Below are 13141 nucleotides of genomic sequence, written 5' to 3' on the forward strand. Positions count from 1 at the left end.
CCCGACCGGGGGCGAGGGACCTGCGGGCCGGTTCACCAGCTGACCGGGAGCGTCAGTGGTGACTTGGTGACGGACTGGTCGTCCCAGAGGGGTTCGCGCCCGTCGGCCGGGCGCAGCCGGGGGAAGCGGTCGAACAACGCCTCCAGTCCGACGGCCAGTTCGGCGCGTGCCAGGTGGGCGCCGACGCAGTTGTGGGTTCCCCGGCCGAAGGTGACGTGCGGGTTGTCCGCGCGGCACGGGTCGAACCGGGCGGCGTCGGCGAACACACTCCCGTCACGGTTGGCGGAAGCCAGTACGGGGATGACGGCGTCGCCCTCGCGGATGCTCTGCCCGCCTGCCTCGATGTCCTCGGTGGCCAGCAGCAACACGGTGCCGTTCATCACCGGCATGTAACGCAGCATCTCCTCCACCGCCACGGGTATGAGGTCGCGGTGGTCGCGCAGGCGGGCCCACAGCTCTGGCCTCTCCAACAGGGTGTGCACCGAGTCGGCCAGGAAGAAGCCGCTGATGCCGAACCCGACGGTGAGCATGGACAGCCCGAAGGCCGTCACCTCGTCATGGGTCAGCGCTCCGCCGTCGCACTGGCCGACCAACCGGGTCAGGACGTCGTCACCGGGTCGGCTCCGCTTCCGTGCGATCAGCTCGGCCGTGTACTCGCGCAGCAGGCCGGTGACCCTGTTCGCCTCCTCGGAGGTCACCATGCCGTCGAGGGCCGCGTCCAGCACCGGAAGGAACCAGTCCCGGTCCTGGAAGGGGATGCCCACCAGGTCGCACAGCACGAGCAGCGGGAACGGTTCGGTGAATCCGGCGACCAGGTCGCCGGGGCGACCGTCCGCCTCGACCTCCTCCAGCAGGTGCTCGGCGAGTTCACGGATGCGCGCCAGCCGGTCCCGGACGGCTCGGAAGCTGAACGCCGAAGCCATGGCCCTGCGCAGCGCCACGTGCCGGGGGCCGTCCAGTTCCGCCATGGTGATCAGGCGCGGCCCGCCGTCCGCGGCCTGCCCGGGGCGGGGCGGCCAGTCGTTGATGCTCGGCCGGATCAGCCGGGGGTCCGCGAGCAGCTCCCGGACGTCCTCGTACCGGGTGGCGTACCAGGCGGTGGCGTCCATCGGTAGCCCGACCCTGGCCATGCGGCGGCTTTCGCGTAGCCGTGCGCACTCCTCGGGCGGCCCCATGGTGCCCGGCGGCGGGAGCGGGAACTCCAGTACGTCCGGCTCGGGGCCGGGTACCGGCGCACTGGTCGGCTGTGAGGTCATGCTCGCTCCTCTTCCGAGGGTGCGGCTCGCGAGGGTGCTGCGGTCACGGGCGCTCGATGTAGCCGGTGGCGTAGAAGTACTCCAGGTAGCGGTCCAGCAGCTCCGCGTCGACCGGAGGGCAGTGCAGGCCCGCGGCGGCCAGGTCGCGCTCGACGTTGGCCCGTCCGACGGTCGGGAAGGTGCCCTCGAAGTACATCTCCTTGACGGACATGTCCGCCTGCTTGCAGCGGTCCACACACAGGGAGACGAACGGGGCCGTGGGGCTCGTGGGGTGCTGCGCGACATGGCGGACGAGTTCGCCCACCCACTCCTCGTAGGGGAGCCGGCTGATCCGGTGACCACCCGCGTCCATCCGGTCGAGCATGTCGTGCAGGCTCGCCGCGCGGGGATTGGTCAGGTGGTAGGTCCGGCGGGTGGTGCGGTGCCCCGTGGCGATGTGCACCACCGCGTCGGCGAGGTAGTCCACCGGAACGAAGTCCAGCGGCAGCGGGATGTCGGGGGCCAGCCCGGTCTCGCTGATCGTCTTGAACAGCGAGCAGATCGCGGTGTCGGTGTTGCAGGCGCCGGTGTGCCGGTCGCCGGTGATCTCGTACGGCCGGTAGACCGCCACCGGCAGGCCTTGGTCCGCGGCGTTGCGCAGCACCTCTTCGGCGACCCACTTGCTCTCGGCGTAGCCCATGGTGAGCCGGTCGGCGTGGTCGAGCGGCAGGTCCTCGTCGACGTGCCGTACACCGGCGGTTCCGAAGCCGGCCAGCACCGCGATGGTGGAGAGGAAGTGCAGCGGTACACCGCGCCCGGCCGCCAGCCGGACGATCTCCCTGGTGCCTTCCACGTTGGTGCGGCGCAGCGCCTCGTACGGGTAGAGGAAGTTGACCTGCGCGGCCGCGTGGATCACCAGGTCGAGGGTGTCGGCGAGCTCGTCGGCGCGGCCTGGTTCCAGACCGAGGCCGGGCTCGGCGAGGTCGGCGGGGAAGCACACGACGCGGTCGGCGGCTTCGACGGTGGCGAGGTCGAAGCGGGCCGAGGTCAGCGCCACCTTCTGCCGGGCGTGGGCACCGTCCCGGCTTCGAACCGGACAGTGCACCCGGGCATCGGTGCGGCGCAGCAGCGCGGCCAGCAGGAACGCGCCGACGAAGCCGGAGGCGCCGGTGAGCAGCACCTCCCCGGGGTGCCGCCAGTCGGGGGCCGATCCGCGTTGCGCCGGCAGGGTGAAGCCCAGTTGTGCTTCGGCGCGGAAGTCCACCGGTCCCGTGTCGGCGCTCGCCTTGCCGGGCCGGTCCCTGATGGCAACGACGGCGGCGGTGAAGTCCTCCAGCGCGGGGGATCGCAGCAGGCTGTGGACCAGGGTGCGGCCGTGCCGGGCGTCGAGGTCGAAGGCGGTCAGCGTACGGGTGACGGCCTCGGCTGCGAGCAGGGAGTCGCCGCCGATGGCGAAGAAGCTGTCGCCCGGTGCCGGGTGCACGCCCAGTACCACCTGCCACACCTGCGCCACTGTGTCCTGCGGACCACCGGGCCCGGGGCCGTCCGCCGCTGCCGGGGTGGCGGCGGTTTCGGTCGCCGCCGGCCTGCGCAGCCGGTGACGGTCGACCTTGCCTCCGGCGGTGACCGGGAACTGTGCGAGTTCGACCAGCCGCGCGGGTACCGCGGCGGCGGGCAGCCAGGTGGCGAGGGAGTTGTGGATGCGGTCCAGGGGCAGCGCCTGGCCGGGGCGAGCCGGTGTCACGTACCCGATCAGTGCGTCGCCGTCCCGTTCGACGACGGCCTCGCCCACCGCGTCGTCCGCCCGCAGCCGGGTCTCTATCTCCTCCGGTTCGATGCGGTGCCCGCGCAGTTTGATCTGCCTGTCGATCCGGGCCCGGTACTCCAGTGCGCCGTCCGCGCGCCGGAGCACCCGGTCGCCCGTGCGGTAGAGGCGTGTACCGGGCTCGACGGGGTTGTCGACGAAGCGCTCCGCGGTCAGCTCGGGGTCGCCGAGGTATCCCAGTGCGAGCCCGTCTCCGCCGACGAGGAGTTCGCCTTCCTCGCCGGTGCCGGCGGGGGTGCCGTCCGCACGCAGTACCTGGCAGGTGGAGTTCTCCAGCGGGCGGCCGATCGGCACGGCCGTCACCTCGGGCGGCAGGTCGTGTATCAGGTGTGCGGTGGAGACGACGGTGTTCTCGGTCGGGCCGTAGAAGTTGACCACGGCGGTGCCCGGGCAGGCCGCCAGTACCGCGCGGGCCAGCTCCGGGTCCATCGCCTCACCGCCGGCCGAGGCGAACCGCAGGGACCGCAGTGCCGACGGCATGGTGCGGGCGACGAGGTGGAACACCCCGGTGGTCAGATAGGCGACGGCGACGTGTTCCGAGCGCAGCAGTGACTCCAGGGCGGCCGGTGACAGCAGTTCCTCCTGGGAGGCGATCACGATGCAGGCGCCGGCGAGCAGCGCGGGCCAGATCTCGATCGTGGAGGCGTCCGAGGAGAGGCCGTAGGCGTGCAGCACCCGCTCACCGGGCCGAGGTCGCTGGCCGACCAGGTCGGAGACCGCCAGCCGCACGACTCCGCGGTGCGGGATCGCCACCGGTTTGGGGCGGCCGGTCGAGCCGGAGGTGAACATCACATAGGCGCAGTCGGTGGGCCGTACCCGGGGCCGCGGTACGGCGGCCCCGGGTACGGCCGGTGCCGGGCCGCCCAGGTCGACACGGGTGCGCACGCGCCGGATGCGGCGGGCGCTGCCGGGCAGCATGACGACGGTGTGCACCCCCGCGTCCTCGGCCATCGCCTGCAGCCGTGCCGGCGGTAAGGCGTCGTCGAGCGGGACGTACGCTGCGCCGGTCTTGAGGATTCCCAGGAAGGCGACCAGCGCTTCCGGGCACCGTACCCCGCACACTCCGACCATGTCGCCGTGCCGCACACCGGAGTCGTGCAGCCGGGTGGCCAGCGCGTCGGATCGGATCCTCAGCTCGCCGTAGCTGATGTCGCGGCCGTGCTGTGTGCAGGCGGTGGCCTGGGGGCCGTGTGCCGCCCAGGCGTCGAACAGCTCGTGGAGACAGCGGTCGCGCGGATAGCCCGCCTTCTCGGCGTCCTGGTCCACCGCCTGGTGCGCTGTCGCGCGGGTGTTCATCGGAATGTCCCGCTCTCTGCTGCATGTCCGGGTGGCACGAGCAGCTAATGCTCGAACTCCTCGGCGAAGGCCGCGAAGTCGGCGGTCCGCCATCTTTCGGGCCTCATGCGGATGAGGAGGTTGTCGGCCAGTTGCCGGCGGTTGGCCGCCAGGTACGCCGTCGCCGTGTCCGGGTCCAGGTACCGGTGGGCCAGTTCCTCGTGTTCGGCCGGCGGGACCGGGTCCTCGACGGCCACCACGGGCCCCTCCACGCTGACGTACCGGTACGGTGCCGTCTCGTTCTGCGTGCACAGGCTGAACCGGCCCGCCCCGCGGATGAGCCGGGCCTTCAGCGTTTCCCGCCCGGTCTGGACCGTCACCAGCCCGCCGGGCCGGTAGGAGTACCAGACCGGGAGCAGTAACGGCCCACCGCCGTCGCGTGGATCGTCCACCCCCAGGATCCCCACGTGCACTCCGGCGAGGAATTCCTCCCGGTCTTCGACCGACATCCTGAGATCCACTGGTACCGCCTCGATTCGGCAGGGGCCGACAGAAAACGCGTCCGGTGTCGACGGTGTTGATCGTGGTGCGGAGGACGGGCCGACGGAGTCACCTCCGACCGGCCGGCGCGCGACCGCCGCAGGTCCGTGCGGCACCGCAGCCGCCCTCGGCCGGTGCACGCGGCCTTCGGGAACCCGGCGGCTCGGCCGCCCCGGCCCCTCTCCCAGACTTCCACCACACCCGGGTGGCTCGCATCCGGGCGGGCCGCCGGACGGGCCACTGCGAACACGGGGCCCGCCAGCGCGTGGGCTACCGGGGCGCTCCCCGCCGGAAAGCAGAATGAGAGGTCCTGTCAGCGCCGGCCGTCAGGTGGTTCACCGGGAGAAGGAGGAGGCGAATGAGGGCGGCCATCCGAGCCGAGGGCCTGGTGAAGACCTTCGGCGACGTACGGGCCCTGGACGGGGTCGATCTGGACGTGCCGGAGGGGACGGTACTGGGCCTGCTCGGCCCCAACGGCTCGGGCAAGAGCACCACGGTACGGGTGCTCACCACTTTGCTGCGGCCCGACGCCGGCAGCGCTTACGTGGCGGGCGTGGACGTGCTCAGGCACCCGGCCCGGGTTCGCAGTCTGATGGGTCTGTGCGGCCAGTACGCGGCGGTCGACGAGTACCTCACCGGCCGGGAGAACCTCCAGATGGTCGGCCGGCTCTACCAGATGCGGACCAGGGCCGCCAAGGCGCGCGCCCGGGAGCTGCTGGAGTGGTTCAACCTCGCCGAGGCGGCCGACCGGCTGGCCAGGACCTACTCCGGCGGCATGCGCCGCCGGCTCGACCTGGCGGCGGCGCTGGTGGTGCGACCCCCGGTGATGTTCCTCGACGAACCCACCACCGGTCTGGACCCGCGCAACCGGCTGGCGCTGTGGGAGGTCATCGAGATGCTGGTGGCGGAGGGCACCACCCTGCTGCTCACCACCCAGCACCTGGAGGAGGCCGACCGACTCGCTCACGACATCGCCGTGGTCGACCGCGGCCGGGTGATCGCACGCGGCTCCGCCGACGACCTCAAGGCCAGGATCGGCGGCGAACGGGTGGAAGTGGTGGTCCACCAGCGCGAGCTGATCGGTGCGGCCGTCGCGGCGCTCACCCCGTACGGCAAGGGCCGGCCCAGTGTGGAGCAGCACACCCGGCGGATCGCCGTGCCGGTGGACGGGGGTGCCCGGGTACTCGCCGACGTCATCCGCGAGCTGGACGGGCGGGGCATCCTCATCGACGACATCGGCCTGCGCAGGCCCACCCTCGACGACGTCTTCCTCTTCCTCACCGGCCACACAGCCGGGGAGACCGTCCCTGGCAAGGAGGCCTGACCGTGGTCGACACGGTGATGAGGGGACAAGCGATCCCGCACCCGCGCGGCGGAGTCGTCCAGATGGCACGCGATTCCTGGGTGGTCGCCCAGCGGAACCTTCGCCGGATGACCCGGATCCCCGAGATCGTGATCCTCGGGCTGCTGCAGCCGGTGATGTTCGTGCTGCTCTTCTCGTACGTGCTGGGCGGCGCGATCAACGTACCGGGCGGCGGCTACCACGAGTTCCTGATGGCCGGGATCTTCGCCCAGACGGTCACCTTCGCGGTGGAGGGGGCCTCCGCCGGCATCGCGGAGGACATGACCAAGGGCCTGATGGACCGCTTCCGCTCGCTGCCCATGACACGCTCGGCGGTGCTCGCCGGGCGGACTCTGGCCGACCTGGCGCAGAGCGCCTTCACCCTGCTGGTGCTGGCGATCGTGGCGATGCTGGTGGGCTGGGGGGCGCACCGCGGGGTGCTCCGGGCACTGGGTGCCTTCCTGCTGCTGCTCGCGCTGGGCTACGCCTTCTCCTGGATCGGGGCGCTGATCGGTCTGTCGGTGCGCAGCCCGGAGGCCGCCAGTTCGGCCGGCCTGATCTGGCTTTTCCCGCTCACGTTTCTCTCCAACGCCTTCGTACCGGTGGACACCATGCCGAAGTGGCTGCAGACGATCGCCTACTGGAACCCGTTCAGCGCCACCGTCCAGGCCTGCCGGAACCTGTTCGGCAACCCCGGGGCCGACGGCGCGCGCGTCTGGCCGATGCAGCATCCGATCGTGGCGTCCGCGCTCTGGTCACTGCTGATCACGGTGCTGTTCTCCTGGCTGGCGGTACGCAAGTACCGCAACGCGACCGACTGACCGGGCTGCCGCCCCTCCGGCGAGCCCGTTCTCGACGACCATCGCCGGTGCGGCGGTGGCGAGTTGGAGCCCGGCAGCGAGGGCGCCGCCGCCCGTGAGCAGGGCGAGCACGGTGAGTGGGCGGCGAGGCGCCGGGGCGGTGCGCCTGAGCGCAAACGCACAAGTTCCTCCGCAAGTCGACAGAATCGAACAGGACCGTGCGCATCGGAGTCTCAGCCCTCTCCCCGCACCTGCGGGTAAGAGCACCGCGGCGGAGCGCGGGGCCTGGATCATCTTCGAGGACGAAGCCGAGCAGTCGATGACTCCGCCGCGCGCCGGAACCTGGGGCCGAATCGGCCAGACCCCGGTCGTGAGGGTGAGAGCCCGGGGCTCCGGGCGGGTATCGCCCGCGCCGGCCCCGCTCCTTCACCGGCCGTGACCCGGCAGCCGGCCTCGCCCCGGACCTGGTGCGGAGCGACTTCACCGCCGTCGCGCCGAACCGGCTGTGGGTCGCCGACATCTCGCTGATCCCGACCGGCGAGGGGCCGTGGTGGCCGGCCACGACCCGCGACGCCTTCTTCCGCCGGATCGTGGGCTGGCACACCTCCGAACGGGCGGATGCCGACCTCGTGCTCACCGCGCTGGAGTACGCCCTGCACGGCCTGCACGCCCTGCACGGCCTGCACGCCCTGCACGGCCTGCACGCCCTGCACGGCCTGCACGCCCTGCACGGCCGGCCCGTCGAGCCCGGCCGGCTGGTCCACCACAGCCGGCTGGTCCACCACAGCGGCCACGGGTGTCGCTGTGGATGTGGTTGTGCGCGGTCCCGTTCAGGTCGGGGTCCTCGGCCCGGTCTGAGCGCACGGCACCCTCTGTGTCCGGCGGCCGGTGCCCGCCCCTGTGCCCGCTTCGGTGTCCGTGTCGGGTGCTGGCGCCGGTTCCCGCCGGTCCCCGTGCCTGCCCTTCTGTCCCCGGTGCCGGTGCCGGCGCCTGCCCCCTGTGTCCGGCGCGCCGGTGTCCGGTGTTCGGGGGAGGTGTTCACCCCGCCGTGTGCGGGTGGTCCGCGGGTGGCGGGGTGAGGGTGGTGGCCGGGTGTGGGTGGGGGTGGGTGTGGTCAGTTGAAGACGAGGATGTCGGTGCGCATCGGGAGGGGGCTGTTCCAGCCGATGTTGATCTTGAAGGTGACGACGCCGTTGCCGGGGGCGATGCTCGAGACCTGGAACGGCGCGGCACCGACGAACCGGTTGCCGTTGGCGTCGATCTCCGAGGCCGTGATGACGACGGTGGAGTTGATCCCGATGACGTTCCACGAGATCTGCAGGTTGAACGTCCCGTTGCCCGGGCTCCAGAACACCCAGCCCCGCCACACGGCGCCGACGTTGCCGCCGATGTCGGCGAGGCGCTGCTCCGTGTCGGTGGACTGCAGGGCGCCGGTGATCTGCGGGACCTGGGAGGCGGTGGGTTCGGCTGCGGCCATGACGGCCCTCCTTGTGCCGGGAGGGCTCCCACGAGCCCTCCGGATACCCAGAGTGTCCGCCCGTGTTCGTAGTGTCACAATCACTCGTGAGGGTGAACGCCCGGCGTGTCACCGCACCACCCGCCTGCCCGCGCTCCCGGGCCGCACGCCACCCGGCGCGCACCCCGCCCCTCCCGCCCGCACGCCCGCCCATTCGCCCGTCCGCCGCCGTGGCCCTGCCTGCCGACCGCGCCCCGGGCGCCTGTCCTCCCGTCAGCCCGTCGCCGCCGTGCCCCGCCGACCCGCCCGCCTGTCCGTCAGGCCTGCCGAGGGTCGCTGCGCCCCGTCCTGCCTGGGCGCGCCGCCGCTTGCCCGGGCCGGGGGCGGGGCTGACGGCGGTGTGTGGAGGTGTCGGCGCACCCCGCTCGTCCGCTTGGTGTCTCGCTCACTGCTGCGCCCGGCTCACCTGGCCTGCCGCGCGTTGCTGCGCCCCGTCTGTCTGTCCGCCTGTCTGCCTGGCGTCCTGCGTGCCGCTGCGCCCCGGCCGCCCTGGGTGCGTCACCGCTTGCCTGTGGTGGGGGTGCGTCCGGTGGCGGTGTGTGGGAGGTGTCGGCGGACTCCGCCTGCTGTCTGGCCTCGGTCGGGCCGGCGTGTCGCGTCGTCGCCGGTCGGCTTGGGCCCGGACTGTCCGGGGGTGTCTTGTGGGGGGTCGGTTCGGCTGGTGTCTTCGTCGGTGGCCGGCGCGGGGTCCCGTGTTCGAGTGCCGGCGTGCCGGGGTTCGTGGGGAGTGGTGGGGTCCCGTTTGCCGGGCGCGGCGGGTTTGCCGTGGTTGCGCTTGCCGGGTGGGGTGGTGGGACCGGGTGGTCCCGGGGGTCGGTGTGGTGCCGTGCTGTCGGGGTGTGTGTCGCGGTCCTCGTCGGTGGCGGGGGTTGCCGCCGTCTGCTGTGGGTGGTGTGTGTCGGGTGCGGGTGCCCGGGGCCGGTCGTTGGCCGGTGCTGTCCTGGGCGGAGTCCACCGGACAGGCCCTGTCCCGTTCTCGCGCCGTCCTGCGGGGGGTGCTTGGTCGTCGGGGTCTGTCTTGACACCCCGGGTCGTATCCAGAATATTAGATACGTCCCGGGGGTCGGGGTGGTGGTCGGTCGCCGGAAGGGGCGTGTGTGGTGGATCTGGATCCGCTGGCCGTGCACAAGGCACTCGCCAATCCGGCGCGTGCGGAGTTCCTGCGCTGGCTCAGGACGCCCGAACGCTATTTCGACGAGGCGTACTACCGTGAGCGCGGTGTCGGTTTCCATATCGGGGTGTGTGTCACCGACTTCTGTGAGCGTTCCGGGCTGGCCCAGTCGGTGGTCTCCGGGTATCTGCAGATCCTGCGTGAGGCAGGGCTGCTGGTGTCCGAGCGTGTCGGCAAGTGGACGTTCTACCGGCGCAACGAGGAGACCATCGCCGCTTTCGCCGCGTACGTGCGCGACGAACTCTGACACCCCCTCGCACCACCCCTCGGCGCACCATTCCCCTGTGTCACCGGCTCCCGCGCCCCCTCCCTCGCGTCACCCGCTCGCGCGTCACCGCCCTCGCGTCACCCGTTCCCGCCGCCGACTCCCGCGCCATTCCCTCCCGCATCACCCGTTCCCGCACTGTCCCCTTCCTGGTGGGGGCGCCCGTTCGGCGTCCCCAGTTTTTTCTTCGGCCAACGCATTCAGTTATCTAGATTTGTGTATCTGTTGGAGGTTGTTGCCGTGCTCCGTACCGCTCCTGCCCGTACCGCTTTGGCCGTGCCCGTCCTGGCTTTGGGTGTGTTCGGCATCATCACGACCGAGATGGGCGTCGTCGGGGTCCTGCCCGCCATGGCCCGGCGCCTGCAGGTGGCTCCTGCCACCGCGGGTTGGCTGGTCGGCGTGTTCGCGCTCACCGTCGCCGTCACCGGTCCCGCCGGTGTGCTCCTTGCTTCCCGTCTGCGCCGGAAAACCGTCCTGGCGGCGGCACTTGCCGTTTTCGCCGCCTCCAACGCGCTCTACGCGCTCAGTGACTCCTTCCCGCTCGTCCTCGCCTTCCGGGTCCTGCCCGCCCTGTTCCATCCGGTCTTCTTCGCCCTCGCTCTCACTGCCGCCACCCGCCTTGCCCCGCCCGGCCGCAGTGCCCGTGCCGCGACCACCGTCTTCGCCGGCGTCAGTGCCGGCTTCGCGTTCGGCGTTCCCCTCACCTCCTACCTCGCCGACCACCTCGGCCTGCCCGCCGCGTTCTGGAGCACCGCAGCTCTCGACCTCCTCGCCTGCGCCGCCGTCCTTGCCTGTTTCCCCGACCTGCCCGAGACCCAGCACCCCACCTACCGCGGACAGTTGGGCATCCTGCGCCGCCCCCGCCTGTGGCTGGCCGTCGCCGCCGTCACCCTTCTGTTCGCCGCGATGTTCAGCGGCTACGGCTACATCGCCGAATACCTCGAACACGTCACCGGTCTCGACACCTCCCTCACCGGCCCCGCCCTGATGGCCTTCGGTGTCGTCATGACCGCCGGCAACCCCGTCTACGGCCGCCTGCTGGAACGCCACCCGCTGCGCACCGTCACCGCCTACCCGCTCCTGTGTCTGGCCCTCTACCTCCTGGTCGACGCCGCCGGCCCCCACCGCGTCCCCATGCTCGCCACCGTCCTGCTCTGGGGCGCCGTCCACTGCGGTGGCCTCGCCGTCGCTCAGTCCTGGCTCGCCCGCGACGCCACCGACGCCCCCGAGTTCGGCAACAGCCTCTTCATCTCCTTCTCCAACCTCGGCATCACCCTCGGCACCGCCCTCGGCGGAACCGTCGTCACCACCGCCGGCCCCCGCCACCTGCCCCTGGTCGGCGCCGCCCTGGCCGCCGCCGCCCTCGCCACCGTCCTCCTGCGCCGCCGCCTCGGCCCCGGCCACCCCCGCCCGCACGAGACCCGCCCCGCCACCACCCCCTGACCCACCCCCGGCCCCGGGCCGGCCTCACCCCCGGGCCGGCACGGTGGCCGAGAGCAGTCCGCGTGTCCCGGCCCGGGCGGTGACGCGGCCACGGACGGCAGCGCCGCCGACTCCCTCCGACACCCCGACCGCCCCAGCCGCAGGAAGCGGAAACACACCCCGGCCCCGGCCCCGGAAGCACGCCCCCGCCCCGTGCCGCGTCCTGCCCCGCGCGGGGCCATGACACGCGCGCCGCCCGGCCCGCAGCCGCTGAAGGCCGGCCAACCGGCGGTGACGCCACGACCGGTGGCGGCGGCGCCTTTGGGAGTGGCCGGTCGAAGACCGGGATGGTGCCACGCATCGGCAGCGGGCTGTTCCGGCCCGTCCGCAGCAGGGCCCCCGCCCCGCCCCGCCCCGGGCCCGGGGCCCCACCCTGCCCCGTCCCGTCCCGTCCCGGCCCGGAGCCCCACCCACGCCCGCACCCCCCGTGCTGCGCACCCCCCGTGCCGCACCCCCCGTGCTGCGCCCCACCACCTGTCCGGGCGCGGGGGCGCGGCGTGTCCGGGAGCTGGGGGCGGCCGGTCGTAGGGGTTTTGGTGGTGGTGGTTGGGCGGGATCCGGATCCGCGGGGCGGGTGAGGCGGGGGGCGGTGTTGGTGGCGGGGTGGTCGCGTTGTGTGGTGGTGGCCTGGCCGGGGGGGTGTTCAGGTGTGGTGGTCGAGGAGGGCTTGGAGGTAGTTTTCGAGGCGGGTGGTCAGGAGGGTGGGGGTGAGGTCGGTGCGGCCGAGGTCGTGCCAGGGTTCGGCGACTTTGCGGGCGTCGGGGGCGAAGGCGAGGGCGTCCAGGAGTCGCCAGTAGAGGTGGGTGGGGCCGGTGGCGAGGGTGCGGCCGCCGGCGGCGGTGTAGCGGTCGGGGAAGGCCAGGGCTGTTTCGGGGCCGTGGAGCAGGGCCAGTGCGGTGGAGCAGTGGGCGACGTCCAGGTCGGCCGGTCCCCAGGAGGTTTCGACCCAGTCGATGACCGCGCTGACCTTCAGGTCCGGGCCGTGGCCGGTGAACAGTACGTTGCCGGGGTGGAAGTCGCGGTGCAGGAAGCACGGCCGGTGTGTGGGCGCGGGGTGGCGGATCGCCTCGATCGCCCGGGCCCACAGTGCGGGGCGTGCCGTGTCGGGGGGTACGGTGACGCGTTCGGGTGCCGTCCACGGCTGCCAGGTGCGCGGTCGGTCCCGTTCGGTGACGGGCAGGGCGTGTACGGCGGCGAGTTGTGCGGCCAGCAGGTCCGTGCGTGCCGCCCGGTCCCGGTCCTGGGCCACGCGTACGGTGCCGGGCAGGTGGGTCATCACCAGTGACGGGTGCTCGCACACCGCCCCCTGCGCGTCCACGGCGACCAGTCGCGCCGCCGGGATGCCGCTGCCCTCCAGCAGGCGCAGCACGCCCGCCTCGCGGGCCAGCAGTGCCGGGGCGTGGCGGCGGTAGAACGGTTTGACGAAGGAGCGCAGTACCAGCGCGTACGGGTCGGCCCCGCCGGGGCGTTCCACGTCCAGGCGGCGCATCCGTGAGGTCCACCCGCCCTTCAGTGCGCTGACCGCGCCGATGCGCTCGCCGGGTGCGAGGTGCCCCTCGACCCACCGGCGCGTGGCGTCCCATCCCTGGCCCCAGTCCCCACCCTCGGTCACGGACACCGAGCCTACGCCCCGGCCCGCCGGACGGACGCGCCCGGCCCCGCCAGGACCCCGGCCCGCCGTACCCGGTCC

The 13141-nt window shown here is 72.7% G+C and carries 9 protein-coding genes; 4 read left to right on the forward strand and 5 right to left on the reverse strand.

Features of this window, described 5'->3' with window-relative positions; genetic code table 11:
• Positions 1 to 32 precede the first annotated feature (32 nt).
• From ACGF0D_RS18115 to ACGF0D_RS18125, 3 genes are read right to left on the reverse strand one after another with little or no spacing between them, the layout of a single operon-like run.
• Entirely contained in the window at positions 33 to 1256 is a 1224-nt protein-coding gene (locus ACGF0D_RS18115) for a cytochrome P450 (protein WP_392917247.1), read from the reverse strand.
• 43 nt (positions 1257 to 1299) lie between these two features.
• A complete protein-coding gene (locus ACGF0D_RS18120) occupies positions 1300 to 4356 on the reverse strand; it encodes an amino acid adenylation domain-containing protein (RefSeq protein ID WP_392917250.1) in 3057 nt (1018 codons plus the stop codon).
• Positions 4357 to 4400: 44 nt separating this feature from the next.
• Complete coding sequence (locus ACGF0D_RS18125) at positions 4401 to 4844, reverse strand: pyridoxamine 5'-phosphate oxidase family protein (RefSeq protein WP_392917253.1); 444 nt, start codon at positions 4842 to 4844, stop codon at positions 4401 to 4403.
• A 389-nt stretch (positions 4845 to 5233) separates the two neighbouring features.
• Between ACGF0D_RS18125 and ACGF0D_RS18130 the strand changes: the two genes are divergently transcribed.
• Together ACGF0D_RS18130 and ACGF0D_RS18135 are read left to right on the forward strand one after the other, a co-directional pair.
• Positions 5234 to 6199: an ATP-binding cassette domain-containing protein gene (locus tag ACGF0D_RS18130; protein WP_392879058.1), complete on the forward strand. Its 966-nt coding sequence runs from the start codon at positions 5234 to 5236 to the stop codon at positions 6197 to 6199.
• A gap of 17 nt (positions 6200 to 6216) precedes the next feature.
• Entirely contained in the window at positions 6217 to 7038 is an 822-nt protein-coding gene (locus tag ACGF0D_RS18135) for an ABC transporter permease (RefSeq protein WP_392917489.1), read from the forward strand.
• Between the two features lie 1093 nt (positions 7039 to 8131).
• Here the strand turns inward: ACGF0D_RS18135 and ACGF0D_RS18140 are convergent.
• Positions 8132 to 8494, reverse strand: a complete 363-nt coding sequence (locus tag ACGF0D_RS18140; protein ID WP_392879061.1) for a hypothetical protein — start codon at positions 8492 to 8494, stop codon at positions 8132 to 8134.
• A gap of 1136 nt (positions 8495 to 9630) precedes the next feature.
• Here ACGF0D_RS18140 and ACGF0D_RS18145 point away from each other — a divergent pair.
• Together ACGF0D_RS18145 and ACGF0D_RS18150 are read left to right on the forward strand one after the other, a co-directional pair.
• Entirely contained in the window at positions 9631 to 9951 is a 321-nt protein-coding gene (locus tag ACGF0D_RS18145) for an ArsR/SmtB family transcription factor (protein ID WP_392879064.1), read from the forward strand.
• A 294-nt stretch (positions 9952 to 10245) separates the two neighbouring features.
• Positions 10246 to 11412, forward strand: a complete 1167-nt coding sequence (locus ACGF0D_RS18150) for an MFS transporter (protein ID WP_392917255.1) — start codon at positions 10246 to 10248, stop codon at positions 11410 to 11412.
• 682 nt (positions 11413 to 12094) lie between these two features.
• On the opposite strand, the gene ACGF0D_RS18155 is transcribed toward ACGF0D_RS18150, so the two are convergent.
• Complete coding sequence (locus tag ACGF0D_RS18155) at positions 12095 to 13069, reverse strand: phosphotransferase family protein (RefSeq protein WP_392917258.1); 975 nt, start codon at positions 13067 to 13069, stop codon at positions 12095 to 12097.
• Positions 13070 to 13141: the final 72 nt, after the last annotated feature.

The sequence above is a fragment of the Kitasatospora sp. NPDC048298 genome, from assembly GCF_043201465.1.
Classification (GTDB): domain Bacteria; phylum Actinomycetota; class Actinomycetes; order Streptomycetales; family Streptomycetaceae; genus Kitasatospora.